This window comes from Nocardia sp. NPDC041819, assembly GCF_055590505.1.
Genome location: NZ_JBVJAP010000019.1, coordinates 89,543 through 111,979, shown reverse-complemented (window position 1 = coordinate 111,979; position 22,437 = coordinate 89,543). Strand labels below are relative to the sequence as shown.

Annotated in this window: 17 protein-coding genes and 1 pseudogene; 9 read left to right on the top strand and 9 right to left on the bottom strand. The window is 67.1% G+C overall.

Translation table 11 applies throughout. From position 1 onward, the window contains the following. Window positions 1-460: 460 nt before the first annotated feature. From ACZ6DL_RS33685 to cas2, 3 genes and pseudogenes are all read left to right on the top strand, one after another. Window positions 461-1,630 (top strand): annotated as a pseudogene (locus ACZ6DL_RS33685) (reverse transcriptase domain-containing protein); the annotation flags it as partial. Then, a complete protein-coding gene (cas1, locus tag ACZ6DL_RS33680) occupies window positions 1,581-2,333 on the top strand; it encodes a CRISPR-associated endonuclease Cas1 (protein WP_466057255.1) in 753 nt (250 codons plus the stop codon). The pseudogene ACZ6DL_RS33685 and the gene cas1, both read left to right, overlap by 50 nt. A 4-nt stretch (window positions 2,334-2,337) precedes the next feature. Beyond that, window positions 2,338-2,619, top strand: a complete 282-nt coding sequence (gene cas2 / locus ACZ6DL_RS33675) for a CRISPR-associated endonuclease Cas2 (protein WP_466057245.1) — start codon at window positions 2,338-2,340, stop codon at window positions 2,617-2,619. Between the two features lie 987 nt (window positions 2,620-3,606). Here cas2 and ACZ6DL_RS33670 read toward each other — a convergent pair. The 3 genes from ACZ6DL_RS33670 to ACZ6DL_RS33660 form a co-directional block, all read right to left on the bottom strand. Next, window positions 3,607-5,865 carry a hypothetical protein gene (locus ACZ6DL_RS33670; RefSeq protein ID WP_466057243.1) on the bottom strand — a complete coding sequence of 753 codons (2,259 nt, stop codon included), beginning with the start codon at window positions 5,863-5,865 and terminating at the stop codon, window positions 3,607-3,609. Window positions 5,866-6,212: 347 nt separating this feature from the next. Continuing rightward, window positions 6,213-7,544, bottom strand: a complete 1,332-nt coding sequence (locus ACZ6DL_RS33665; RefSeq protein WP_466057241.1) for a hypothetical protein — start codon at window positions 7,542-7,544, stop codon at window positions 6,213-6,215. Between the two features lie 38 nt (window positions 7,545-7,582). Then, a complete protein-coding gene (locus ACZ6DL_RS33660) occupies window positions 7,583-8,686 on the bottom strand; it encodes a tyrosine-type recombinase/integrase (RefSeq protein ID WP_466057239.1) in 1,104 nt (367 codons plus the stop codon). Window positions 8,687-9,274: 588 nt separating this feature from the next. Between ACZ6DL_RS33660 and ACZ6DL_RS33655 the strand changes: the two genes are divergently transcribed. Next, the gene (locus ACZ6DL_RS33655; RefSeq protein ID WP_466057237.1) at window positions 9,275-10,366 is read left to right on the top strand and encodes a mechanosensitive ion channel family protein; all 1,092 of its coding nucleotides are present in this window, start codon (window positions 9,275-9,277) and stop codon (window positions 10,364-10,366) included. 149 nt (window positions 10,367-10,515) lie between these two features. Here the strand turns inward: ACZ6DL_RS33655 and ACZ6DL_RS33650 are convergent, their stop codons facing one another. Continuing rightward, window positions 10,516-11,016, bottom strand: a complete 501-nt coding sequence (locus ACZ6DL_RS33650; RefSeq protein ID WP_466057235.1) for a metallophosphoesterase family protein — start codon at window positions 11,014-11,016, stop codon at window positions 10,516-10,518. Window positions 11,017-11,183: 167 nt separating this feature from the next. Between ACZ6DL_RS33650 and ACZ6DL_RS33645 the strand changes: the two genes are divergently transcribed. Further along, window positions 11,184-11,408, top strand: a complete 225-nt coding sequence (locus ACZ6DL_RS33645) for a hypothetical protein (RefSeq protein ID WP_466057233.1) — start codon at window positions 11,184-11,186, stop codon at window positions 11,406-11,408. A gap of 11 nt (window positions 11,409-11,419) precedes the next feature. On the opposite strand, the gene ACZ6DL_RS33640 is transcribed toward ACZ6DL_RS33645, so the two are convergent. From ACZ6DL_RS33640 to ACZ6DL_RS33625, 4 genes are all read right to left on the bottom strand, one after another. Then, the gene (locus ACZ6DL_RS33640) at window positions 11,420-11,767 is read right to left on the bottom strand and encodes an SCO6045 C-terminal-like domain-containing protein (RefSeq protein WP_466057231.1); all 348 of its coding nucleotides are present in this window, start codon (window positions 11,765-11,767) and stop codon (window positions 11,420-11,422) included. Beyond that, window positions 11,764-12,636, bottom strand: coding sequence for an MbnB/TglH/ChrH family RiPP precursor modification enzyme (locus ACZ6DL_RS33635; protein ID WP_466057229.1), 873 nt, complete (start codon window positions 12,634-12,636; stop codon window positions 11,764-11,766). Before ACZ6DL_RS33635 ends, ACZ6DL_RS33640 begins: the two co-directional genes overlap by 4 nt. After that, window positions 12,629-13,549: a TIGR04222 domain-containing membrane protein gene (locus ACZ6DL_RS33630; protein WP_466057227.1), complete on the bottom strand. Its 921-nt coding sequence runs from the start codon at window positions 13,547-13,549 to the stop codon at window positions 12,629-12,631. Before ACZ6DL_RS33630 ends, ACZ6DL_RS33635 begins: the two co-directional genes overlap by 8 nt. A 109-nt stretch (window positions 13,550-13,658) precedes the next feature. Beyond that, window positions 13,659-14,924, bottom strand: coding sequence for a PucR family transcriptional regulator (locus ACZ6DL_RS33625; protein WP_466057225.1), 1,266 nt, complete (start codon window positions 14,922-14,924; stop codon window positions 13,659-13,661). A 170-nt stretch (window positions 14,925-15,094) separates the two neighbouring features. Between ACZ6DL_RS33625 and ACZ6DL_RS33620 the strand changes: the two genes are divergently transcribed. From ACZ6DL_RS33620 to ACZ6DL_RS33605, 4 genes are all read left to right on the top strand, one after another. Continuing rightward, window positions 15,095-16,561, top strand: coding sequence for a class I adenylate-forming enzyme family protein (locus ACZ6DL_RS33620; RefSeq protein ID WP_466057223.1), 1,467 nt, complete (start codon window positions 15,095-15,097; stop codon window positions 16,559-16,561). Between the two features lie 98 nt (window positions 16,562-16,659). Beyond that, window positions 16,660-18,480, top strand: a complete 1,821-nt coding sequence (locus tag ACZ6DL_RS33615; RefSeq protein WP_466057221.1) for a DUF3556 domain-containing protein — start codon at window positions 16,660-16,662, stop codon at window positions 18,478-18,480. Between the two features lie 26 nt (window positions 18,481-18,506). Next, the gene (locus ACZ6DL_RS33610; protein WP_466057219.1) at window positions 18,507-19,934 is read left to right on the top strand and encodes a phytoene desaturase family protein; all 1,428 of its coding nucleotides are present in this window, start codon (window positions 18,507-18,509) and stop codon (window positions 19,932-19,934) included. Between the two features lie 60 nt (window positions 19,935-19,994). Next, window positions 19,995-20,567: a GNAT family N-acetyltransferase gene (locus ACZ6DL_RS33605; RefSeq protein WP_466057217.1), complete on the top strand. Its 573-nt coding sequence runs from the start codon at window positions 19,995-19,997 to the stop codon at window positions 20,565-20,567. Between the two features lie 14 nt (window positions 20,568-20,581). Here the strand turns inward: ACZ6DL_RS33605 and fadD11 are convergent, their stop codons facing one another. Then, entirely contained in the window at window positions 20,582-22,432 is a 1,851-nt protein-coding gene (fadD11, locus tag ACZ6DL_RS33600; RefSeq protein ID WP_466057253.1) for a fatty acid--CoA ligase FadD11, read from the bottom strand. Between the last annotated feature and the right edge of the window lie 5 nt (window positions 22,433-22,437).

Below are 22,437 nucleotides of genomic sequence, written 5' to 3'. Positions count from 1 at the left end.
CCCGAGAACGCCACGGCGACAGGAACATTCACTTCACCCACCGTGACATCGTGACGTCACCGCGACAGACTCACCACCGAAAGTGCGACAGAGCCGAAAGTGCGACAGAGCCGTTGTCTTTACAGTCCCTCGCGGCGAGCGACGGGGCGTTGACGAGATCGAACGCTCGCAACGAAAAGCCCGACTGGCAGGACATGGAGTCGTAGTGATGCTCCAAGTTCTGCTCTGTCAGGATTGCTCGTATTAGAGTGCCTGACTGGCTGACATGGAACCGCCGCAGCCGGTGTCGATCGTTCGCCACGCGAAGATCGGTCGATTTATGAGAAATCTGGGATATGTTCCCGGTGTTGTCTCAGTGCGGTAGTCTCGGCGTCGGATCGACTCGGGATCGATAGATTCTCGCAGGTTCGGCGTGTGCTTCGCACCGCTGACGGTTCTTTCTGGATGGTGGGCTCTGGGTATGGGTGAGCTGTTCGCGCGGGCGTTCACGCAGCAGGCTCTGCTGGACGCGTGGCAGATCGTCCGAGACAACGCGCTGGCCGATGGTCGTTTCGATCCGGCGGTGGAGCGATTCGAAGCCGACGCCGCCCGGCGGGTCGCAGACATCGCGTCGGAGTTGGCGCTGGGTGAATGGCGTCCGGGGTCGTTGTACAGGGTGGAAATTCCGAAAGCCACTGGCGGCGTGCGGAAATTGAGTGTCCCCAGGCTCGAGGATCGGGTGGTCGAGCGGGCATTGCTCGCGGTCTTGGACCCGGTCATCGATCCGCGACTGTTGCCGTGGAGTTTCGCCTACCGCAAGGGTCTGGGTACGAAAGAAGCAGTGGCCGAACTGGTTTCTGCGCGCGACAGTGGACTGGATTGGTGCGCGCGTGGCGATGTCGCGAATTGCTTCGACAGCATCCCGCGGTGGGAGGTGATGCGGCGGCTGAAGGACCTCATCACCGATGACCGGGTGGTGCACCTGGTCGGGGCATTGCTGGATCGCCGAGTCGCTGACGGCCGGTCCGGCGCGGGCGATCGGGGGCGTGGCCTGCACCAGGGCAGTGTGCTGGCTCCTCTATTGAGCAACTTGTACTTGGATGTCTTCGACCGGGCGATGCTGAACGCGGGGTGGCGGGTCATCCGCTACGGGGACGATTTCGCGATTCCGGTCACCGACCGGCGAGATGGTGAACGTGCACTGCAATCCGCGGCCACCGAGCTGTCGGATATCCGGCTGGAACTCAATTCCGGGAAGTGCCGGGTGATCTCGTTCGAGGAAGGAGTTCGGTTCCTGGGCGAGACGGTCACGGCTTCGACGTTGGCGGCGGCCGAGATGCTGTCACATCCACTGGAAACCGTGGTCTACGTCGAACGTCAGGGCGCGGTGGTCCGCACCCGCGGTGACCGACTGGTGGTCACCGATGGTGAGCAGTCGCTGCTGCGGCTGTCGTTGCGCCGCGTGCGCCAGGTCGTCGGCTTCGGGGCAGTGGGATTCACCACGCCTTTCCTACGCCGGGCGGTGGACACCGGTATCGATGTGGTGTTGCTCAGTGAGAACGGCACCCTCGGCGGCCGGATCTCGGCGCCGATGACCTCCGATCCCACCGCGCGGGCGCGCGCAATACCGCGCCGCCGACGACGAGCGCAGGGCCAAAACGCTGGCCACCGCGTCCGTCGCGGGCAAACTCGACAATCTGCGAGTGTCGCTGCTGCGCATCGCGCGCCGCGCCGACGACCCGGTCGCCGCGACAGCCGCCCAACGGCTCACCGACGCCGCCGAAAGACTCGCCGCTACCACCAGCCTGCCCGAAGTCCTCGGCATCGAGGGCAGCGCGAGTCGTGACTACTTCCAATCGGTGGCACGAATGGCCGACCCGCTCTGGGAATTCACCGGCCGCGCCCGACGGCCACCGCCGGACCCTGTCAATGCCATGCTGTCCTATGGCTACACCCTGCTCTGTCACGAAGCCATCGCCGGCCTCGAAGCCGCAGGCCTGGACCCCATGGTCGGATACCTGCACCAGCACCGCTGGGGCAGGCCCGCACTCGCGCTGGACCTGATGGAAGAGTTCCGGCCGATGACCGTCGATGTCGCGGTACTGCGATGTGTTGCCACCCGCCAGGTCCGCCCCGAACAATTCAGCACCGAACCCGACACCGGATGCCGCATGGGCGACGACGCCAAACACACCTTCCTGGCCGCCTACGAACGACGCATGCTCACCCTCGTCACCCACCGCACCCTCGGAAGGCGGGTATCGCTACGCGTCGCGGTTCACCTGCAAGCCAAAGCTCTCGCCCGCCACCTACTCGACCCGGGCGAGCCCTATGAAGCCATGCGCTGGAAGTGATCCCGTGATCGTTCTCATCACCTACGACATCACCGACGACCAACGCCGAGAAGACGTCGCGGTCCTGCTCTCAGGCTACGGCACACGAGTACAGCTGTCGGTGTTCGAATGCGAATGCCGCACCACCGACGAACTCCGCGATCTACGCGCCCGCCTGCGTAACCTCATCGACCCACTCGAAGACCAGATCCGCCTCTACCCCACCACGACCACCACCTTCGCCCAGCGCTACATCCTCGGAGCCAGAACCGTCGAAGAACGCGCCGACTACTGGATCGTCAGATGACAACGCCGACGCACTCTCGACATAGGCAACCGCAGCGCGCGCCGGCCCGAGCCGCCGCAATGATCACCCCGTACAGTACTCCCGGCTCGGCAGCCGAAACGGCCTCGGTGCTCGCAGTGACGACAGCCCAGGTCACAGACGTGCGCAGGCATCAAAAAGCAGGAACAAGATCGACGTCCAGCCAACCACGGTCACGGCGCTCGCAAGCTCCTATATTGACCCAAGTCGCAGGCCACCCGAAACGGTAGCTCTCGCAACGGACAGCCCGATCAATAGGGCGTAGAAACATCGACTGCGATACGAGAACAGTGGCAATCCAACCTCGCAACGGAACGAGAGTTATCCGAAGCGAAAGAATCGGGAGACCTTCCAGGGCCATGTCAGTGAGTCCAGCAGGTTGCGTTTCACCCCGGTCAACGTCACCAGGCGGAAGTCGACAGCAGCCACTTTGCCTCGGTCAGCTCGGCGCGGCGAAGGCGATCTTGTCGGGGATCCGGCCTCCGTCCGCGACAGAGTAGAGTCTGTATACGGGATCGTCATCGGCGGGACGGACCACGCGGTTCGGCGGTCCGCGAACAAGTTCCTGCAACGGCGACCGCGGCGGGATGACCGGAGCGATCACTGCTGACCACCCCTCCCGGGAGCAGTGCCAGCAAACTTTCCGAGGAGGTCACCACTGTCGCAAAGTGGCAGAGCTACCACGAATCGATCCAGGTCAAGGCGCGTTTCCGCTGTGATGCAGTCGCCCGCGCTCCCGACTGGACGACGCGCTCGGCTCCGATCTCGACTGCCGCGGACTCGAATACGTTCTCGATGCAGCATTGCCGACCATCCGTGACGCTCGTCGACCTGACGTGGCGAGGAGCTGGCATGCTGCCGCTGGATTGCCGATGACCCGCCTGTCGACGCTGCGGCCGGACGGATACATTCCCGCGCACCGTAAACACTCTTCACTCTTCGGCTCAGGTAGGGCTCTATCTTGTCCTATCACCCACTACAACGCTGCGATGCAACACGTGTCCACGATGGTGAGTTCCGAAGGAGGGCTGCCGGAACGGTGGAAGCCACCTTCACGCCGGTGGGGCGCTCGTAGATGACGATCGAGTCTGCTTCGATCAGCCAGCGGCCACCAGCGATCGGCGCATCGGATGTCTCCATGTAGATCTCGACAGCGGCGCGCGGGTAGGTGGCGTCGGACGTCGTGTGCGCGGCTTCGCCGACGGTGCCGGTCGACGATCGCGGGCCCTGTACGGACGGATCAGGCCATCCGCTGTGCTCGTGGTCGCCGGTCCTGCGCGCGGTGCGCACGCCGCGCGCGGATCTGCCCAGTGCGGTGAGCGCAACCGTGGCGGCATGGGGGTTGGTGCCGCGGGGCGGGTCTTCGGCCCTGCGTGCGCTGCCCTTTCGGCGTGCGTCTGCCGCAGGGGCTGGGCAGGTGTTCAGGTGTTTTGCTGTATCGGCTCGGTGGGGTGCGATTGCTGCGCCGGTCGGCCGCGGCCGCTGGGGCGCAGAGCGGAGTCGACCGTGAGAATGGCTGGGTGTGGTGTGCTGGTTGAGCCATTGCTTCCAGGCGGCGCGGTCGTGGTGGTGGCGGGTGAGGTGTTCGATGCGCCGGTGGTGGAGGCCGTGGGCGTGCGCGACGTCGTCGAGGCTGGTCGTTCCAGGTTGCAGGCGCCCGTGGGTATGGGTGAGCAGTCCTGCGGTGGTGAGGACGGCCAAGGCGTTGTATCCGGCGCTGGAGCTGATACAGGTCGCGGCGAACACATCGGCTGGAGTGGTGACCCCGTCGCGGATGACGAGTTCATACAGTTCTCGGCAGTGCAGGCCGAGGACCGACCATGCGGGATGGACGGGTTCAACCCTTGTGCGCCTGGTTTGGGCCTCGGCGGGGTGAATCGGGCGAACGCCGTGGTGTGGTGTGACCAAAGCGTAGCGGTCGGCGAGCAGTCCTTGGCCTGGGCGGATGCGGAAGATCGGTGCGCCGGGTAGTTCGCGTAGTTCCCGTAGGACACCCCACACGGTGGATTCGGGTAGGTAACCCGCGGCCAGTGACAGTGACCGGCCACCGAACTCGACGACGGGCACACCTCGCGCGAGCTGCCCTCCCACCGCGGAGGCCCAGGCCAAAGCTTGCAATACCGCCAGCACCGTCCATCGCCGTGGGGACCGGGGCCACTGCGCGTGCACCCACGACGTCGCCGCCGCCAGCCACCGCTTCTGCAGGTGCGCCGCCACTCCCAGCCCAGGCGTCCCCTCCTGGTACCCCCCTGTGTCTTTCGTCTTGTGCGCTACGGACAGGAATTCGGCGACAGTGTGTTCGGCCCACCGGCGGGCGGAGCTCCAGTCGCGGTACATTGCGGCGTCAGCGCCTCGGCCGTAGCGGCGGTAGGCGTCGGCGAATCCGCGCCAGCCGCCCCCGGCAGCAGGGAGTTTCGCGCGCACGTCGAGGTAGGAGTAGCCGCGCACGACCGCGGCGGCGAGCACGGATTGGCGTGCGGCGGAGCGATCCAGCCGACCTGCGCGCGTCGTCCAGCGGCCATCGGAGGGCGCAGCGCCCTCGCGCGCGAAGGCCTCGACGGTGGCAGAGATCGGGCTTCGGCGGCGGTATCTCGCGCGCAACCGCGCACGCTCGCCTTCACCTTCCCACAGCTGCATGTCGCGCGCGGTTCGGCCGTCTGCGCACAATGCGCGCGGTGTCGCGCACGCTGCGCGCGCGGTGTACGCGTCGTGCGCGGTTCCGGCCAGCAGGTGGTGCAGTCGGGCGACGAAGCCGGGCGCGGAGCGGATGGTAAGGGTTTCGGCGGCGTTGTCGAGGTTGCCGTCGAGGCGGCGGTATCCGCCTTGTTTGCACCGCGATCCGGGTGGAGTGATGCAGCCGGTGGCGGGGTTGAGCATCGGTGTGATGTCCAGGCTGGGCAGCCGCGCGGCCAGTGCGCGCATAAGGGATTCGGCTTGGGCGAGGTCGAGGGTGTCACCGAGGGGCAGCGGGATGAGGATGTGGCGGCCGCCGCTGGTGGAGTGGTCGGTGATCGCGCGGCCGCTGGCTTCCCGAATCCATCCCAGGCAGCGATCGACATCGCGGTCGACCGTAGCGGGGCTGTCGCGGTTGCTGTCGAAGTCCAACGCGAGCAGGCGGGTTCGGCCGTCGCGATAGATCGGCACCGCGGCGGGTTGGTCGGGCAGTTTCCGGGTCAGTGCCCGGGCGCGGTCGTTGTAGCCGTCCAGGCTCGGGTTCCACAGGCGCATCGAGCGGCGCGCAGCCAGTAATGGTGCGAGCCGAGCGAACGCTTCGTGCGCGGCCGTGGCCTCATCGACAGCCGTCGGCGCGGAGGTGTTTTCGTTTCTTCGGGTTAGCTGCGCGGGTGGCCGGTAGGGGATGGTCCCTGTGCCGTTGGCGGCGTTTGATGCCGTGACAGGGCGTGCGCTACCCTCGGAGGTGCCTTTCATGAGCAACCTTCGGGTTGTGTTTCAGAAGTGCCCTCAGTGCCAGCTGGGGGCCTTCGTCATTTCTGGAGTTGTAGTGAGCTGAGGCTCACGAGATCGCGGGGTGCGCGGCTTAGCGTGCGGCTAACCCGCGCACCCCGGTCGTCGTTTCAGGCGGAGGTGATCGAAGGGCCCACCACCTGCCTGGATCCGATTCGGAAGCCCATCGACTCGGCGCGAGCCACGATGCGATCGACGGTCGAGCGGGTCCAGTTGACGCCCGTGATCTGACTCAGTTCGGTTGCGATCGCGTTGGCGTTGGTCCCACGCTGCGCAAGCCGCAGGAGTTCCTCGATTTCTGTCTCTGGCTTTTGAGTCAACTTGCCGCGCACCAGCTCTCGGGCGATGCGACGGCATTGGTCAGGCTCTGACACATCGATCAGCACCCGTTCCGGCATCTTCACCTGCTGCTGCGGCAGCGGCTGGTGTTGATGCGGCGTTTCGCTTGAACCTACGGACGGTTCGGTGGTCGACGCCACGAGGCGGGTCGCATGTGCAGGAGGTGCGGTGGTCTGTGCCATGACCGAAGCGGGGTAGTCGTCCACATGCAGCGGACGAATCGTCTGATCGGCGCCATAATCGCCGTTGACCGCACGATCTGTCGTGTCGGACGTATCGTCGGGGGTGCCGGTTGGGCTGATCATGTTGATGAGCCGGGCGTAGCGGGCAGCCAGCCAGGCGTGCAACCACATCAGGACCACCACCATCACCGGCGCGACCGCATACTCGGCGGCGCGGCCGAGGTCTCCTGCCGCGAGATGCGGCCCACTGTTGAGGCCCACCGTCGCGGTCAACAGGCAGGCCTCGAACAGCAGAATCCTGCGGCGTTCGACCGTGACTCCCAGCCGCGCGGCGGTCGCGGCCTGTGCCATCACTTCCAAGATCGGCACCGAAATCATCGCCTCGATGCCGAACGACAGCAGCCACAGCAGCCACCACGACGCACCCGTCGGTCCGCCCTCGGGCACGAGGTTGCGTCCGACGTTCACCGCCGACCACACCAGACCGACCACGATGACCGCCCGCAGCCGCAACGACGACCAGGTCGCGCGACGGTGCAGCATGCCCTCCAACGCATCCGCGCTGGTGGCACGGCGACGCTCTGCCCGAGCGCGCGCATGCCACCGCAGCTCCCGCTGCTCACTCGCGCGAATCCGCTCCGTGGTGCGCCGCGAGCGATTCTTTGATGCGCGCTCCCGGCGAACCTCACTCTGACGATCCCGTCGGCTCCGCGCCCGAATCCATCGATGCAGTCTTTGCTCGGCCGCCAGCTCACCTTCGTCGATCGCGTCGTACAGCGCCGGATCTTGCAGAGAAGGCAGACACGCCTTCGCCGCCGCCAGGCGGCGAGCAAGCTCATCCGGATCCAAAGCATCAGCGCGCCGGACACGCGGGCGCAGCGGCCATGAACCGCGCCGGCTCATCAACGTCGCCACGTCCACTGATCTGAGAGTCGGATCCGTTCGATCCGCAACGGGATTCATCTCGGGAAGTCCTCCGTAGACGCGGGTAGGAGATTCGGGGCCAGCGGGTGCGGCTCCCCGGTCAAGACCGACAGGGCATAGGCCACCTCTTCGCGTGTCGCACGGGTATAGATCGAGGTGGCGCCATCGTTGTGGTTGTCGGCGTGCCCGGCATACGCCTTCGCGACAGCGTGTCCGAAATTGCGCTCCACCCATGTCAACGTGGTGTGACGCAGCCAGTGGCACGTGATTCCCTGCTGTGTGACCCATGGAAGCTGCTCGCCGATCTGCCGCCACATGATGTCGAATCGCTTCACACTGATGGGATTGCCGTTCTTGGATCGGAACAGTCTTTCGTCAGCTTTTTTGGCGACCGGCCTGCCGTTTCGCGCCAGCCGGTTCTTGTCCCTCCGCAAGCACGTGCGGGATAAGTGGTGGTCCAGAAGCGCTCGCATGAGTGTCGGTGACACCGGCTGCCATCGTTCTGTGTTGCCCTTTTCGCGCAGCAGAACGAGGCATTGGTCGGGATCCAGATCTCGCCGCCGCAAGGCCAGGATGCCGCCTCGCCGACAGGCGGTTTCGGTGCACATACGCAGGATCAGTGTGGTGAGTTCGGGTTCATTGCCATACTCGGCTGCGATACGGTTGATCTCGGCGAGGCGGTCAGTCGGAATGGCTCCACGGCTCGAGGGGCGCATCTTCGGCTTGACCAACGTGGTTGCCGGATTGTCGGCGGAACGGATCAGATTGTCATCGACCGCGTGGCGGTACAGGCAGCGCAAAGCGTTCACTGCTACTTGGGCAACACCGTATCCACCGCGGTCGGTGCGGCGGACTGCACGGTGAGCCTGGAAGCCCGCGATGAGCTGTTTGAATTCTGTGTTGGTCGGCTCATCGAGTCGACGATCAGGCCACACTTCGACGAGCTTTCTCCAGTAGACCATGTAGCCAATGCGGGTGCGGCCGGGTGGCATGGCCGAGTAGACGACCGGTACGTACTCGGCAAAGGTCGGTATTGCGCGCCTCGAGCGAGCGGAAACTAGATCGTCAAGGCTTACTCCCAGCCGCTCGAGAAGCAATTGGACGGTCTGCACCTCCGCGCTCGACGCTGACTGTGTCATCGGTCGGCTCCCGAGGGAGGCGTTGTTCGCCGCTGTCGCGAAATCATGGAATCGACAGCGCTAGGACCGAAAAGAAGGAGGAGGCCTTCTGCGATGTCTGCTGCGAGGAGGATCCGATCGGAGGTGTGTAGTCCGGCGTTGCGACGGAATCGTGCTGGCAGTCGGAGATCACCAGCGGCCGTGATCCATAGTTCAGGATCCCCGAAGCGACCCACGACAACGACGTCGCCCTCCACGCTGTACCCGAGCCACACGCCGGGACGCCAACCCAGAGCAGGAAGCAGAGCCTTCTCGATCACCCTGCCTCTGTCGTCTACACGCCGAACGCTGCAAAGCCACTGCGGCTCATGCCGCGACGGACGCTGATACAGCGTAGTCAGCGGGCGGTCGTTGCGGTGGTTGGTGAGTGCGGGTACCGCGAGCGGCCGACTACCGCCGGGTAAGATCGGCGGCAAGATGTGACTCACACCAACCACCCCCGACCGGCGGACCTCAGCCTGAGTGCGAACAGCCCTCGAGACGAGGTGTCAGATCTGTTGTAGAGCGTCTGCCAGGTTGCGAGTTCGCTACGGAAAGGTGTTCTAACTGTTGGAGGAAGTATTACGGCCGCTCGTCGTCGTGTTCGGCACGGTGGCGATCACTGTGACGGCCGGGCTGCTGATCGACCGACTATTGCGCTACATCGCCGGCAAGCGTCCGGACACCCAACTCCCCACACTGTTGCGCCGGGTGCAACTGCCCGTGCAGGTGTTGCTCGGCGCGCTGGCGTTGCACGCCACCTATCCGCTGGCGCACCTCGATCTGCGCCAGGACACGATGATCCGGACCATCCTGGCCTCCGCGGCGATCATGGCGGCGGCCTGGGTGGTCATCCGTGCCGCCGACGCGGTCGCGGAGAACATGCTGCGTTCTTATGCCCGGCGTACCCAGGACATCACGCGGGTACGGCAATTGCGGACCCAGCTCGGCCTGGTGCGCCGGATCGTCACCTCGGTCCTGGTGGTCACGACCGCCGCCGTGGCGATCCTGCTGCTGGTGCCGAGTCTGCGGACCCTGGGCACCTCACTGCTGGCCTCGGCGGGGGTGATCGGCATCATCGCCGGGGTCGCGGCGCAGTCGACCTTGAGCAACCTGATCGCCGGTCTGCAGATCGCCTTCGGTGACTCGGTGAAGATCGGCGACACCGTCGTCGTGGAGGGGGAGTGGGGCATCGTCGAGGAGATCACCCTCGCGTTCCTCACCGTGCGGATCTGGGACGACCGGAGGCTGACCATGCCGGTCTCCTACTTCAACAACAAGCCGTACGAGAACTGGTCGCGTGGCGGCCCGCAGATCACCGGCACCGTCTACTTGTATCTCGATCACAGCACACCGGTGCCGCTGCTGCGTGAGCATCTGCAGGAGTATCTGCGCACGCGCGCGGACTGGGACGGTCGCGACTGGGGTTTGCAGGTCACCGACAGCACGCCGACGAATATCGTGGTGCGCGCGACGATGTCGGCGGCCAATGCCGACGACGTCTGGAACCTGCGCTGCGCGGTGCGCGAGGAAATGCTCGACTGGCTCGGCCGCAACCATCCCCACGCGCTGCCGAAGATCGCCACCGCCATCACCGACTCCTCCACCGACGACCGCCATCTGGCGCCGGTCGGCGACCGCGGCGACGGTTTCGGTGACTGACCCGGACGGCTACCATCGAGTCTTCGTGTGACCGCCGGACGAGATGCGGACCCTGGAAGTGCTGACCGCTACCAAGCGCTAGCGGTCGCCGGTGGTCGGGGACGCACCGGCGAGGCTGGAGCGATGGGCTCGCGCGGCGTGCCGCTGGGTCAGTGTTTCGGGAGGGTATGGAGGGTCACCCGGCTCAGTCGGCCGGACTGTATCCGCGCCGTGAGATAGGTGTGCTCCGGTTGGCGGCGCCGATCCGTCGGCGAACCGGGATTGAGCAAGCGCAACCCGGTGTCGGCAACACTGTCCCAGGGGATGTGGCTGTGCCCGAAGACGAGCAGATCGGTGTCCGGGAAATTCCGGGCGCAACGTTCCTCCCGGCCTTTCGCGGGTCCGGTCTCGTGCACCACCGCCAGCCTGAGTCCTCCGACTTCGGCATGCGCGATCTCGGGCAGCCGTGCGCGCAAGTCCGGCCCGTCGTTGTTGCCGTAGACGCCGATGAGGCGTGCGCTGCGCGCTTCGAGCCGGTCCAGCAGCGCCACCTCCACCCAGTCGCCCGCGTGCACGATCACATCGGCCGCCTCGACCTCGCGCCAGAGCGGCTCCGGCAGATCACGCGCGCGCTTGGGCACGTGCGTATCGGACATGATGAGCAACCGCATGGTGACCGGTGTACCACGCCGGGATGTGACCGGCCGACCCGCGGATGAGCGGTTTCGGCGGCGCCGGATTATCCCGGTCGACTCGTAGGCGGCGTGGTGCATTTCTCGGGTGAGATCTATCACATCCACTCGGCGGTCTCGACGAGATTGGACCTCGGAGCGTGGGTATGTCCGGCGTGACGGTGACGCAGCGCGGCGCACCGGTGCGACAGTTTCCATCGCGTTGTCCGGGAGGGCTTGTGTCTTCGATGCTTTCATTTCTCATGCTGATGCTGATGCTGCCGGGGATGGCGACCGTCGCTGCGTATGCGACGGTGGCGGTCAGCGTGTGGCTCGAGGAGCGTCGCGACGCCGCCGACTCCGCGGTGCGTGTCGAAGCGCGCCAGTCATAAGCGCCGAGCGCTCAGCCGTGCGGCCGGTGCCACCAGCGCGTCTTCTCCCGGCGTCGGGGCCCGGCGTTCCAGTCGATGCCCGCGGCAGCCGCGAAGGCCGCCGCATCGGCGGACGTCGTCGTTTTCGGGTGCGTGCGAGCCCACGCCGTGAAGCGTGCGGTGAAGTCGCCGTCACACGCGTGCGCCAGCAGCGGGAAACGACGCGCCACCTCACCGGCGCGCTTGTAGAGCAAGGCGTCCGCCGCCGCACCGACGGCGTCCACATCGAATCCCGCGGGTACCGCCGTCCCCGCCACCAGTGCCCGCACCAGTGCCGCTTGCCGCTCGGCGAGAGTCGGGTGCTCCGGCGGGGAAGTCACGCCGGTTCCGCTCTGGCACCAGCTGTGACCGGCGGCCGGGCGGCGGCTGCGGCGATGGCGTCCAGTTCGTCGAGCAACTCGGCGGCGGGTGGATAGTTGCCGTCGCGCTCCAACATCATCGGCGCCGGATGCCGGGCGGTGAATTCCGCGACCAGCGCGAGAACTTCGGCGGGCAGCGGATCGGTGTGCGTGTCGTGGTAGCGGCCGGCTGATTCGTGACCGCCCGCGACGTGGCAGTAGGCCACGTGTTCGGCGGGCAGGCGCAGCAGCTCGGTGAGGGGGTCGCGACCCCGGTTGCGGGCGTTCGCGTAGACATTGGCGAGATCCAGCAGCAGCAACACGCCGGTACGGTCGACGAGTTCGGCCAGGAATTCCGCTTCGGAGTACTCGTCGTCGGGCCAGTCGAACAGTGCCGCGATGTTCTCCAGGGCGAGGGGGACCTCCAGCGCCGCCCGGGTGCGGGCGATATTGCCGGTGAGTGCGTCGAGCGCTTCCCTGGTACGCGGTACCGGCAGGAGATGGCCTGCCTCCAGTCCGCCCGCCCGGACGAACGCGACGTGCTCGCTCACCAGCGGAGCCGCGACGGCCGCCGCGCAGGCCGCCAAGTGCTCGATGCGATGGCCCGCCACGGGCTCGGCGCTACCGAGCGACAGCGAAATGCCGTGCGGCACCACGGCGACGCCTCGCCCGCGCAGAGCGGCCAGCTCCTCGGGCACGGCCGGCTGCCCGGCGCGGTGGCGGTCCCGGGGCAACGATTCGGCGATGACCTCGCAGAACCCGAGCCCCGTCAAGGTGGCGATGACCCCGCAGATCTCCGGCCGCCAGCCGATACCGAGCGCCCCCGGCGGCAGCGGTCCGGACTCATCCACCGCAACCGCCGCAGCCCCCGCCACACCCACTTCCGCAGCCGCCTCCGTCTCCGCCGCCGCTGTCGCCGCCACCGTCACCGCCGCCCGACGCGCTCGGCGGCACGACTGCCTGGGCAAGGCCGGGATCCAGCGCGATGAGCGCGCCGATACCGAAAACGGCGGCCGCGAGCGCCGCGCTCTCGGCGCCATAGGTCGCGTAGGACGGTGAATAGCTCGGACCCAGATGCCGGTTGCGCTCGGCCGCGGTGTCCCTGGCACGGACACCGAGCGCGGTCAGCCGGGGCTTTCGAACCACCAGCCAGTAACCGAATGCCTGCACGATCACCAGCGCCACCAGCACGCCGACCGGGTTTCCGTGCGAAGCGCCCGCGATTATCCGCACCACGCCGAGCGCGCCGGTGACCAGGATCGGCATCCCCGCGTCGCGCAGCCCGTGACGGACGGCGGGCCCGGGGAAGTACCCGAGGTCCACCATCCTGGCGCGCAGCGCGTCGAGGGCGGCGGGTGATCCGCCCACTATCGCCCGCACGTTCTTGCGCTCACCCGTCGCCAGCCGGTCGTACACCGACACGGTGAACGGATCCAGCTGCGCCCGCTCCTGCGCGGTGAGGGCGCGAACCGTCGTGGCCCCCGAATCGATCGCGTCGAGAGCGCGTAGCCGCGCCATCGCCGCCAATGCGGCGTTCTGGTCGCCGAACAGCAGCCCCACCTCGGGTGAGGTCAACTCCGCGCCCGGCACGCTGACCGCGTCGGCCTCCGGATCCGCGCCCGTGACCCGTGACCGCAGCCAGATCCCGGCGATCACCGCGACCAGCACCACCGGCAAGTAGATGGCCAGGAACTGCGGCCCGGAGATCCCCCAGGTATCACCGGCCGCGACAAGCCCGTCCGAGTCCACCCCGATTACATTCATCTTCCACCTCGGAATCGGTCCAACCTGCACTCAGTATCGGGCCGCGGGTGTCCGCGCGCCATGGCGAATCGCCGTGGCACGCATATGTCGCCGAGTATCGTCTCTGCGCTCACCTGGATGATTCGCCAGGGGAGCGGGGCGGACCCGGCTCACCTCTTCGGCCGAGGCCGAGTTGCTCGGAAACCATCAGGGCGACTTCGGTCTCCAGCCGGTTCATCGTCAAGGGGTGGCCGAGTACTTCTTCGGCCCTGCGTATCCGGTAGTGCACGGTGTTCTTGTGCACGTGCATGCGCGCGGCGGCGTCGGTAAGGCTGCCGCGGGCTTCCAGATAGGTTTGCACCGTCTCACGAAGACGCGCGGTGGTCTCGTCGTCGCCCATGAGGTCACCCAGCACCCGGTGCACCCACGCGCGAGTATCGGGGAGCCGGTCGATCAGCAGACTCGCCAGCGCCACTCGGGAATGCAAGGTCAACGGGCGAGCGGGATCGGCGATCAACGCGAGGTTGCGCGCACGCTGGGCATCGCGGAAAGTCTGCCGGAAGCCGGTCAGTCCGGCGCCGGAGTCGCCGATCGCGACGCGAAGGCCCGGCCTCCGGCGCAGGTCTCGCTCCAGCCGTTCGGCGTCGAGCGACGGTTTGCCGACGGAGGAAATCCAGGCCCAGCAGTTCTGCTCGTCGACCAGGACCGTCAGCGGGTGCTTCCCGGTCGCGGCGGTGAGCATCTCGGCTCCCGCGCGCAGCAGGTCGATCGATGACCCGACGGGTTCGCGCACCCAGACGATGGCGGCCATATGCCATCCTCGCAACGACGTGGCGAGCATCTGCTCGGCGGAGGCCAAGTCGAGGTCCTCGGTGTCGAGCACGGCGCGGATCTGCGCCGCGCGTGTGTTGTCCGTGCGCGCGTCCCAGCGCCGGCGTTCGCTCTCGTAGATGTCGATGACACCTTCGATGACGTGGTCGATGTAGCTGTTGACCAGCATGCCGATCCGGCTGGTGGTCTCCAGGGCCAGATCGGCCGAGGCCTCGGAGCGCCGGAGTGTGGCGATGGTCCGCTGCATGAACATGTGTTCGCCGAGGCGGTACGCCCGCAGCAGGGCCTCCAGGGACATCCCGTGCTGGGCGAAGCGCCGGGCGTACTCGGCGGCGGCGGGCGGCACGGTGATGTCGTCGCGGGAGATGCTCAGCGTGAGCATGTCGAGGATCGCGGTGAGGTTGGACGCGGTGCTGGCGATCATCAGACGCCGCACCTCGTCGTCGTGGCGGAACTCCGGGATCACCTCGCTGAACATCGCGGTCATCTCGGCGGTGAGGCGGTCGATCTCGGCTTTGACGCGTCCGGCGACATCGCGGATGGTTCTGTCCACGTCAACGCTCATGCCGGGACCGTACCCGACCCCGTGCGGAGGATCCGACGCATTCCGCATCCTTTTGTGCCGTCGGTACAAAGCCGGACGAAAACACTGGGATGCGGGCCCGTAGCCGGGTTCTGGCACCGCACCTACCTTGGAAATGTAATTCCCGTCACACCCGATCATCTGGGGAAATCGTGCAGCACGTCGTAGAAATTCCGGAGGTCCGGGCGACATGGAATCCGTCCGGTCCCTGCATCGCGGACGACCGCGAACAACTCGACAATCAGACTTTCGCGAAACGGGTATGCGCGGCAGCCGCTGTGCTGTCCGCGAACGGAGTCGGCGAAGGCGATGTGGTCGCCCTCGTCTTGCCGAATCGACTCGAATTCGTCGTCATTCTGTTCGCGGCGTGGCGGCTCGGCGCCGCGGTCACCCCGGTGAAGCCGGATTCCACTTTCGAGGAGGCGCGCTATCAGATCGAGGACTGCCGGGCGAAGGTGGTCGTCACCGAAGGCGGGCACGGAGCGGGAACGCTCGATATGACCGAAGTGGCGGGCGCGGGCCGCGAGGCCGCCGTGGCCGAACCGGCGCCCGTCGACCCCGGCGCTCCCGCGCTGATCATCTACACCAGCGGCACCACCGGGCAGCCGAAGGGGGTGGTTCTCGACCACGCCAACATCGCCGCGATGTGCGAGATGCTCGTCGCGGCACTGGCGTTGGACGACGCCGACCACAGCCTGCTCACGTTGCCGCTGTTCCACGTCAACGGAATCGTGGTCGGCATCCTGTCGCCGCTGCTCGCGGGCGGCCGCGCCACGATCGCGGGCCGCTTCTCCGCCTCGGCGTTCTTCGGCATCGTGGAACGGGTTCGGCCCACCTACTTCTCGGCCGTACCCGCCATCTACGCGATGCTGGTCGCGCAGCAGGCGAGTTCGACGCCGGACACCTCGTCGTTGCGCCGCGTGATCTGCGGGGCCGCGCCCATGCCCGCGGAACTGATCGCGCGATTCGAAACCCGTTTCGGTGTACCGATCGTCGAAGGCTACGGACTGTCGGAAGGCACCTGTGCCTCGACGCTGAATCCGCCGGGCGGGCCGCGCAAACCGGGAACGGTGGGTCTGCCGCTGCCGGGGCAGACCGTCGCGATCATGGACGCCGAAGGAGCGATCGTGGCCGCCGGGACGAGCGGGGAAGTGGTGATCCGGGGCGCCAACGTGATGCGCGGCTATCTCGGCAGGCCGGAGGCGACCGCCCGGACGGTGGTCGACGGCTGGCTGCACACCGGGGATGTCGGCTACTTCGACGAGGACGGATACCTGGTCCTGGTCGACCGGATCAAGGACATGATCATCCGGGGCGGCGAGAACATCTACCCCAAAGAGATCGAGAACGTCCTGCACGCCCATCCCGCGGTCTTGGAGGCCGCCGTGGTCGGCGCTCCCGATCCGGTCCTCGGCGAAGTCCCGGTCGCCCATGTGGTGACGATGCCCGGCGAGCGGGTCGGTGCCGAAGATCTCCTCGAGCACTGCCGCAGGTCCCTGGCGCGCGCGAAGGTACCGGTGTCGATCGAACTCACCGAGGAACTGCCTCGGAATCCGGTCGGAAAAATCGACAAACGCAAACTCCGCGCGCTCGTCGCCGACACGATCGCCACCACATAGACATTCTCCGCTCGGTGCCGAGTGGAAATCCATGATCCGAAACGAAATCGCCCGGGTCCTCGTATGCGCTCGATTCATCGGATGAGAAAGGCCGAACAATGGGATTCAAAACAGCGGATTTTCCGCCCGTCGATGTGACGACATTCCTCGACCAACCGTTGCGGGAGCGGATGCGAACGCTCGCCCTGCACTGGGCCGAATACGGTTTCGGCACGCCGAAGATGATCCATACGATCTATCTGCTCAAGGTGCTGCTGGTGTCGGTGCTGGGCGGGGTCGCCGTGGCCACCTGGAGTTCCGGCGTCGGGCCCTTCTGGGATGTCTCGGCATGGTGGAACGAGCCGGTGGTCTACCAGAAGCTCGTGTTGTGGACCGTCCTGATCGAAGCGATCGGCATCGCCGGGTCGTGGGGGCCGCTCGCGGGCAAGTTCAAGCCCATGACCGGAGGCATCCTGTTCTACGCGCGCCCCGGCACGATCCGCCTGCGGCCGTGGCGGCGGGTGCCGTTCACCAGTGGTGACACCCGCACGGTGATCGACGTGCTGCTGTACCTGGCGTTCCTGGCGACGTTGCTGGCAGCGATCGTGCTGCCCGGCGTATCGAGCGCTTCGCTCAGCGCGGTGCTGCCCGAGAACACCTCCGGCTTGGTGCATCCCGCGCTGCTGATCGCTCCGATCGCGCTGTACGTGCTGTGCGGCCTGCGGGACAAGACGATCTTCCTCACCGCCCGCGGCGAGCAGTACCTGCCCGCCCTGGTGTTCTTCGCGGCGTTGCCGTTCGTCGACATGATCATCGCCGCCAAGCTGCTGATCTGCGCGGTGTGGATCGGCGCGGGTGTGTCGAAGTTCGGGCGGCACTTCAGCAACGTGATACCGCCGATGGTCTCCAACAGCCCCGGCATGCCCGCCAAGTGGGTCAAGCGGCTGCACTACCGTGACTTCCCCCGGGACATCCGCCCCTCCAAAGTCGCCTCGTTCCTGGCCCATGTCGGCGGCACGACCGTCGAGATCGTCACACCGCTGGTGCTGCTGTTCTCCACCGACCACCGGCTGACGCTGGCCGGTGTGGTGCTGATGGTGGTCTTCCACGCGTTCATCACCTCGACGTTCCCGCTGGCGGTGCCGTTGGAGTGGAACGTCTTGTTCGCCTACCTGACGGTGTTCCTGTTCCTGGGCTTCCCCAACGGCGGTGGGTACGGCCTCGGTGACATCTCCTCCCCGTGGCTGGGCCTGATGATCGTCGCGGCGCTGGTGTTCTTCCCGATCCTCGGGAATCTGCGCCCGGATCTGGTGTCGTTCCTGCCGTCGATGCGCCAGTACGCCGGCAACTGGGCGTCCGCATTGTGGGCCTTCGCGCCCGGCGCGGAGGAGAAGCTCAACACCATCGGGCACCGGCCCACGCTGAATCAGATCGACCAGTTGAAGGCCATGGGCTACCCGCCCGAGGTCGCGGAGATCACCATGCAGCAGACCATCGCGTGGCGCTCGATGCACAGTCAAGGGCGTGGACTGTTCTCGCTGCTGTACAAGCACATTCCCGAGATCGACCGGTGGACCGTCCGGGAAGCGGAGTTCGGCTGCAATTCGCTGATCGGCTTCAACTTCGGCGACGGCCACCTGCACAACCTGGATCTGATCAAGGCCGTGCAGTCCCGGGTCGGATTCGCGCCGGGCGAGTGGATCGTGGTGTGGGTGGAGTCGCAGCCCATCCACCGGGGTATCCAGCGGTATCAGGTCATCGACGCGGCGCTCGGCGTCGTCGAACGCGGCACCTGGCGAGTGCGCGACGCGGCGCAGACGCAGCCGTGGCTGCCCGACGGCCCGATCCCGCACGAGGTGACCTGGCGGCGCGCGGACTACACGGTGCCGATGCCGCCGGACGACCCGACTCGGGTCCTCGCGCCGCAGCCGGTCGGCTGAGGCCCTCGCACGGACAGGAGAGCGATATGAGCACCGCAGTCGTGGTCGGCAGCGGCCCCAACGGCTTGGCCGCGGCCATCACGTTGGCCAGGGCCGGACTGGACGTCACCGTGCTGGAGGGCGCCGACGAGATCGGGGGCGGCACCCGCACCAGCGAGGCGATCGTGCCCGGTCTGCTGCACGACCACTGCTCTGCCATCCACCCGATGGCGGTCGGCTCTCCCTTCCTGCGCGGCCTGGACCTGGAACGCTACGGATTGTCCTGGGCATGGCCGGAGATCGACTGCGTCCATCCGCTCGACGACGGCAGCGCGGGCGTGCTGCTGCGCTCGGTCGCCGAGACCGCCGCCGGTCTCGGCGGCGACGGCCGGGCATGGCGGCTGCTGTTCGAACGGACGGTGGCGGGCTACGACCGGATGAGCGCCGACATCATGCGGCCGCTGCTGCGCCTGCCGCGCCATCCGATCCGGCTGGCCCGTTTCGGGATTCCCGCCCTGGCCTCGGCCACGCTGCTGGCCGGCCTGTTCCGTACCGAGCAGGCCAGGGGACTGTTCGGCGGTGTCGCCGCGCATGCCTTCCACCCGCTGCATCGGCCGCTCAGCGCCAGCGTCGGCCTGGGCATCCTCACCGCGGGCCACACCTACGGCTGGGCGGTCGCCGCCGGTGGATCGCAACGGATCACCGAAGCCATGGCCGCGATGCTGAGTGACCTCGGCGGAAAGATCGAAACGGGTGTCCACGTGCGGTCGGCGTCCGATCTGCCGCAGGCGGAACTGACGATGTGGGACCTCGCGCCCACCGCGGTCGCGGACATCCTCGGTGAGCGCCTGCCCCCTCGGGTCAGGAGGTCCTACCGCGCGTTCCGATATGGGCCGGGCGCGTTCAAGGTCGACTTCGCCGTGCACGGCGGCGTGCCGTGGACGGCGGAGACGGCTCGACGGGCGGGAACGGTGCATCTCGGCGGCACGTTCACCGAGATCGCCGCCACCGAACGCGAGATCCACGCCGGACGCATGCCCGAACGCCCGTTCGTCCTGGTAGGCCAGCAGTACCTCGCCGATCCGCAACGGTCGGCCGGCGACATCCATCCGATCTGGGCCTATGCCCACGTGCCGCACGGCTATCCCGGCGACGCGACAGCGGCGATCACCGCCCAGCTCGAACGCTTCGCTCCCGGTTTCCGCGACCGCATAGCCGGGACCAGCGTGCGCAGCGCCGCGGGATTCGCCGAGTACAACCCCAACTACGTGGGCGGCAACATCATGACGGGGGCGAAAGACATTCCGCAGTTGCTGTTCGGTCCTCGAAAGACTCTGCAACCCTACGACATCGGTGTGCCGGGCCACTATCTCTGCTCCGCGGCCACACCGCCGGGCCCTGGTGCGCACGGCATGTGCGGGGCGAACGCCGCGCAGCGGGCTCTCCGGCAAGCGGGCATTCCGGAGCCGTCCTAGCGTCGCGCACGCCGATATCGGCTTGCCCGCTTATGCGCCGAACGAGCACCATAGACGAGCATGGACATCGAACCGCGCTACGCACTTGCACCGGGTGTGGGGCCACCGCAACGAATCGAAGTCGGAGAACTGCTGTTGCGGCGTTGGCTGCCGGAGGATCTGCTGCCGCGGCTCGAGGCGATCAACGCGTCGTTCGACGAAATCCACCCCTGGATGGACTGGCTGCCCGAACCGGCGACGCTGGAGGGCCAACGCGCCTTCGGCCGGGAAACGGACGAGAGCTGGCCCACCGCCGCCGGAAGCTTCAACTTCGGCATCTTCGACGCCGAGGGCAACGTGCTCGGCGCGATCGGTCTGCGCGACCGGCTCGGTGCGGGAGCCGTGGAGATCGGCTACTGGTGTCACACCGCGCACTCCGGCCGGGGAGTGATCACCCGGAGCGCGGCCGCCTTGACCCGTATCGCGTTGGCATTACCCGGTGTCGACCGTGTCGAGATCCATTGCGACGAGGCCAATATCCGCAGTGCCGCGGTCGCCCGGCGGCTCGGCTACCGGCTGGATCGGATCGAGCCACGGGAAAGGACTGCGCCCGCGGAGTCCGGTCGCGGAATGTACTGGGTCATGCGGCGGTGATCACCCGCCCGGTCTCAGCCCCTTGTCAGCGCTGAATCCGCCGCCGTGGCGACAGGTGCGCTGGGTTCGTGGACAGCGGGGCCGGGTTCGGCGTCGTAGAGTTCGGCGATCTCGGCGGCGTACTTCTCGGCGATCACTCGCCGCTTGAGTTTCATGGTGAGGGTGACTTCGTCGCCGCCCGCCTCCCAGAAGGCGGGCAAGACACGGAACCGTTTGACTTGCTCCACCCGCGAGAGTCGAGCGTTGCCCGCGGCGATGCCGGCGGCGATTCGCTCGATGACACCGGCATCGGCCGACAAGGCCGCCGCAGACGAGTCCGGTAGATGGTGGCGCGCGGCGTACGGTCCGGCGGATTCGGCGTCGAGGACGACCAGCGCGGTGTTGTAGGGGCGGCCGTCGCCGATCACGGCGATGGCCCCGATCAGCGGGGTCGCCGCCTTGATCGCGTTCTCGATGTTGGTGGGGGACATGTTCTTCCCGGCGGAGTTGATGATCAACTCCTTCTTGCGGTCCACGACCCGGAGGTATCCGTCGTCGTCGATGGTGATCACATCGCCCGTGCTCAGCCAGCCCTCGGAATCGACGGCCTCGGCGGTCTTGCCGGGTTCTCCGCGATAGCCCTTCATCACGAGCGGTCCACGCACCTGTAGTTCGCCGTCCTCGGCGAGCCTGGCCTGCATGCCGGGCAGCAGCTTGCCCACGGTGCCGAGTCCGGCTTCGCCGGGATGACTGACGCTGCAGATGCAGGTGAGTTCGGACATGCCCCAGATCTCCGCGATCGGGATCCCGAGGCCGGCGAAGAAGCCGAGCGTTTCGGCCGGGATGGGCGCCGCGCCGGAGATCGCCCAGCGGACCTGGTCGAGACCGAGTTTCGCACGCAGCCCCGACAGCACGAGCCGGTCGGCGCGCACCCACTCGGCGGCGACCGCTTCCGGGACCGGTTCCCCGTTCAGTTGGTGCGCGCTGCGCCGGGCGGCGACCGCCAACGCCCAGTGCAGCGCGGCCCGGCGGTCCTCGTCCGGTTCGCTGGCGACGGAGAATTCGATTGCTGCCTTCAGCTTTTCCCATACGCGAGGCACGGCGCCCCAGATCGTGGGATGCAGGTCGGCCAGCGCGGCGCCGATCCCGGTGGGGTCGGCGACGCAGGTCACCTGGGTGCCGAAGACCTCCTGGAAGTAGAGCGCGGTGAGCCGGTCCGCGATGTGCGCGCTCGGCATATAGGACGTGATCGTGTCGCCGAAGCGAACTCCGAGCACTCGATCGACGGCGTAGCACTCGAACATCAGGTTCGCGTGCGTCGTCTCCACGCCCTTGGGGTTGCCGGTGGTCCCCGACGTATAGATCAGCGTGGCGACGTCATCCGGCCGGACCGCACGCCACGCGGCGTCGAAGTCGAAGTTCTCCTCGCCCGCGGCGACCACGTCGGCGACCGACAACGCGCCCTCGGGTGCGTCGTCGACGCAGACGATGTGGTCGAGTTCGACTCCGCTCGCACGGATCGGCTCGACATACCGAGGCTCGCACATCACCAGGCGCACACCGGCATTGCCGAGGACGTACGCGATCTGCTCCGGGGCCGCGGTGTTGTACACCGAGAAACTGGTGGCGCCCAGGTGCTGAGCCCCGACTTCCAGGGGATAGAAATCGATGCGGTTGGACATCATCGAGGCGACGGTGTCGCCGCGCCGCACCCCGAGCGCCGACAGTCCGGCGGCGATGCGCCGGACCTGCGTCGCGTACTCGCGCCAAGTGAGGGTGGCGGCGTCCCCGGGGGATCGAAGGGCGATCGCGTCCGGATCGACGGTGGCGTTGTACTGGAAGGCGGCGGGAAGTGTGTCGAAGGTCGGGGTGCTCACAGGAGGAATTCCTT

Excerpts from the sequence above, each read along its gene's own strand:
- ACZ6DL_RS33670 (WP_466057243.1), bottom strand. The coding sequence starts at position 5,865 with ATGCGCCTGTGGAACCCGAGCCTGGACGGCTACAACGACCGCGCCCGG.
- ACZ6DL_RS33660 (WP_466057239.1), bottom strand. The coding sequence starts at position 8,686 with ATGACACAGTCAGCGTCGAGCGCGGAGGTGCAGACCGTCCAATTGCTT.
- ACZ6DL_RS33650 (WP_466057235.1), bottom strand. The coding sequence starts at position 11,016 with ATGCGGTTGCTCATCATGTCCGATACGCACGTGCCCAAGCGCGCGCGT.
- ACZ6DL_RS33645 (WP_466057233.1), top strand. The coding sequence starts at position 11,184 with ATGTCCGGCGTGACGGTGACGCAGCGCGGCGCACCGGTGCGACAGTTT.
- ACZ6DL_RS33630 (WP_466057227.1), bottom strand. The coding sequence starts at position 13,549 with ATGAATGTAATCGGGGTGGACTCGGACGGGCTTGTCGCGGCCGGTGAT.
- ACZ6DL_RS33625 (WP_466057225.1), bottom strand. The coding sequence starts at position 14,924 with ATGAGCGTTGACGTGGACAGAACCATCCGCGATGTCGCCGGACGCGTC.
- ACZ6DL_RS33615 (WP_466057221.1), top strand. The coding sequence starts at position 16,660 with ATGGGATTCAAAACAGCGGATTTTCCGCCCGTCGATGTGACGACATTC.
- ACZ6DL_RS33610 (WP_466057219.1), top strand. The coding sequence starts at position 18,507 with ATGAGCACCGCAGTCGTGGTCGGCAGCGGCCCCAACGGCTTGGCCGCG.
- ACZ6DL_RS33605 (WP_466057217.1), top strand. The coding sequence starts at position 19,995 with ATGGACATCGAACCGCGCTACGCACTTGCACCGGGTGTGGGGCCACCG.